Origin of the sequence: Candidatus Electronema sp. TJ (assembly GCF_048287355.1) — a bacterium.
Taxonomy (GTDB): Bacteria; Desulfobacterota; Desulfobulbia; order Desulfobulbales; family Desulfobulbaceae; genus Electronema.
This window is the reverse complement of sequence record NZ_JBLWEP010000092.1, coordinates 1-3,258: the sequence shown is the minus strand read 5'-3', so window position 1 is coordinate 3,258 and position 3,258 is coordinate 1. Positions and strand designations below refer to the sequence as shown.

Genomic DNA, 3,258 nt, shown 5'->3' with positions numbered 1-3,258 from the left:
TCCTCCATGCTACGTTGGAGTTTTCCTCCATGCCAGCATCGAGTTTTTCTCCAACGCAGCATGGAGCGGAAGCCGCCCGGTGCGTTGCGGCACTTTCTCTGTTGACGCAGGGGGATATAGTCTGTCATAGTGAATGGAGCGCAGATCCCGGCGATGAAAGCGGTGCAGCCTGAGCATCATGCCATGACCATGCGCTGTCATTCCGAGCACAGCGAGGAAGCTCCTGCTTGGCAGCTTCGTGAGATTTCCCGCTCCGCTCGAAATGCCTGTCAAAGGGAAATGTCATAGAGTTGGAGCAGGGAGAAAAACAAGCAGCTCTGCACAGGAGATGAATATGAAAACCTATCTGATTGCCGCATTTATTGCATTCGGCTGCGTGCAGAACGCATTCGCCACAGCCGACGGTCCTGATCATTACCGTGTGGTGAGAGTGCAGCCCGGCGACACGCTGAACATCCGCGCCAAACCCTCGGCCCAGGCAAGCATTGTCGGGAAAATACCTGCAAACGCACGGGGGATTGAAAACCTTGGAGAACGCTGGCCCGCTTATTATGCGGACATTGCGCCGGAAGAAGGTGATCTGACGGGCTTCAGCAAAGAGGAACGCAAGGCGCTTCTGACCGGCAACACTTGGCTGAAGATCAAATATAAGAATATGGCTGGCTGGGTGCGAAGCAAGTTTTTAGCTGAATGAGAGGCGGTTCTCTCCCTGCTCCGCATGAGGCTTGAGGCTTCTGACACTATCCACAACGCAACAAGGCGAGACTTCTCTTTCATGAACCTCCTCTCTCTGATCGGCAACACGCCCATAGTCCCGCTGCTGCGGCTGGCATCGCCTGAAGGCGGCGCAATCTACGCCAAGCTGGAAGCCATGAACCCCGGCGGTTCGGTGAAAGACCGGCCTGCGCTGAACATGATCGAGAGCGGGGAACAGAGCGGCCAGCTGACCCCGGACAAAATCGTGCTCGAAGCCACCAGCGGCAACACCGGCATCGGGCTGGCCATGGTCTGCGCGGCCAAAGGCTACCGCTGCTGCTTAGTCATGCCGGAGTCGGCGAGCATGGAGCGGCGGCAGATCATGCGGGCCTACGGCGCGGAATTGATCCTCACTCCGGCCCGGCGCAGCACTGACGGGGCAATTGAGAAGGCCTATGCCCTCGCGCTTGAGCAGCCGGAGCTGTATTTCCTCACCGATCAATTCAACAACCCGGCCAACTGGCAGGCGCATTGCAAGAGCACGGCCCCGGAGATCTGGCGGCAGACCGAGGGACGAGTGACGCACATCGTCACCACGCTGGGCACCTCAGGCACAGCCATGGGCCTGTCGCGCTGGTTCAGGGAACATCACCCGGAGGTGCGGGTGGTCGCGGTGGAGCCGTACTACGGGCACAAGATTCAGGGACTGAAGAACATGAAGGAGTCCTACCGGCCTGAGATCTTTGACAAGACCTTGCCGCATCAGATCGTCAATGTGGCGGACGAGGATGCCTTCCGCACTGCCCGGCTGCTGGCGCAACGTGAGGGCCTCTTGGTCGGCATGAGTTCTGGCGCGTCGATGTTTGCGGCGATGGAGCAGGCGGCCAAGGACAAGAACAGCTATGTGGTGGCGATCTTCCCGGACGGCGGCGAGCGCTATTTGAGCACAACGCTTTTTGTCCGCAAGGAGAAGGAGGAAAGCCAGGAAGGGAAGATCCGCTATTACAATTCGATGAGCCGCAAGAAGGAGGTTTTCAAACCTGCGGATGCAAAGAATGTGACCTTCTACGCCTGCGGCCCGACTGCCTGCGAAGCACCGCATCTGGCCCACTGCCGCCGCTTAGTGACTGCTGATCTGATGATCAGACATCTGCGCTTCAGTGGCTTCGAGGTCAGATCGTTCATGAACTTTACGGATCTGGACGACAAGACCATAGCCGGCGCGGAGAAAGCCGGGCAGCCGCTGGCCGCCTTCACCGAACGCCATATCTCCCTCTTCCGCGAGGCGATGGGCATCCTTGCTGTGGACGACTTCTCCGGCTACCCACGTGCTTCAGAGCATGTAGCTGAGATGATTGACATCGCCCACAAGCTTATTCACAAGGGCTATGCCTACGAAAAGCATGGCTCGATTTATTTCGACATCTCCAAGTTCAAGCGGTATGGGCGGCTGTCCGGGATTGACCTGAGCAAGATCCAGACTGGCTGCACGGTGGATCTCGACAACTACGACAAAGACAATCCCCGTGACTTCACCCTGCTCAAGCGCTCCACACTTGGGGAGCTGAAGAAAGGCATCTTCTTCGCCACCGACTGGGGCAACATCCGGCCTGGCTGGCATATTGAATGCACGGCCATGTCCACCCGGCATCTCGGCGAGACCATTGACATCCACACCGGAGGGCAGGAGCTGCTTTTTCCCCACCACGAAAACGAGATTGCCATTGCCGAGTCATTGACCGGCAAGCCGCTGGCGCAGTATTGGCTGCATTGCGGTCTGCTGCTCCATAAGGGCAGGAAGATGTCTGAGGAGGCGGACAACGTGGTCACGCTGCGCGAGGTGCTGGACAAGGGCTACAGCGGGCGGGAGATACGCTTCATGCTGATGGGCGTGCAGTACCGCAAGTCCATCGAGTTCAGCTTCAAGAAACTGGATGCCATCCGCACGGCATTGAAACGGATTGACGCGTTCACCAGCAAGCTGCTCTGTCTGCCGCCAGGCCTGCCGCATCGCCTGATCAGCCAGCTTGCCGCCGAGCTTGAGGAGCAGTTCGCAGCGGCAATGAATGATGATCTCAATATCTCCGGGGCGATTGGGGCCTTGTTTGAATTCATCAAAAAAGCGAACCCAGCACTGCTGGCCGGCTCACTTGATTTGGCGCAGAAGAGAGAGGTGATTGCCTGCCTGCGCCGGATGAATGCGGTGCTCGGCTTTCTTCGCTTGGACGAATGCGCCTTGGCCCCGGAAATCAACCGCCTGATTCAGCAGCGTGAAGAGGCCCGCCGACGCAAGGACTGGGCTGCTGCCGACGCGGCAAGGAGCGAGCTGCTCCGCCGGGGCGTGACCGTGCACGACACTGCCAGCGGCCCAGTCTGGGAGCAGAACGAAGCCTGCCGGGTCTGCGACAAGGCGGCCCGAAATGAAGGTTGATTTTCACAGTCCGGCACGGTATATTGTTCCCGTTCACATTCCCCAATCCGCGCCAATAGCTCAGCAGGATAGAGCAACGGCCTTCTAAGCCGTAGGTTGCAGGTTCGAGTCCTGCTTGGCGCACCAAGCAA

At 58.5% G+C, this 3,258-nt stretch carries 2 protein-coding genes and 1 tRNA gene; all 3 read left to right on the top strand.

Going from position 1 to position 3,258, the window contains the following annotated elements; genetic code table 11:
* Positions 1–334 precede the first annotated feature (334 nt).
* The 3 genes from ACNKID_RS07885 to ACNKID_RS07875 all read left to right on the top strand — a co-directional run bounded on the left by ACNKID_RS07885 (position 335) and on the right by ACNKID_RS07875 (position 3,253).
* Positions 335–694 (top strand): SH3 domain-containing protein, encoded by a 360-nt coding sequence (locus ACNKID_RS07885; protein ID WP_417912893.1) that lies wholly within the window; start codon positions 335–337, stop codon positions 692–694.
* A gap of 81 nt (positions 695–775) precedes the next feature.
* Complete coding sequence (gene cysS / locus ACNKID_RS07880) at positions 776–3,127, top strand: cysteine--tRNA ligase (RefSeq protein WP_417912892.1); 2,352 nt, start codon at positions 776–778, stop codon at positions 3,125–3,127.
* 49 nt (positions 3,128–3,176) lie between these two features.
* Positions 3,177–3,253: transfer RNA gene (locus ACNKID_RS07875), tRNA-Arg, on the top strand.
* Positions 3,254–3,258: the final 5 nt, after the last annotated feature.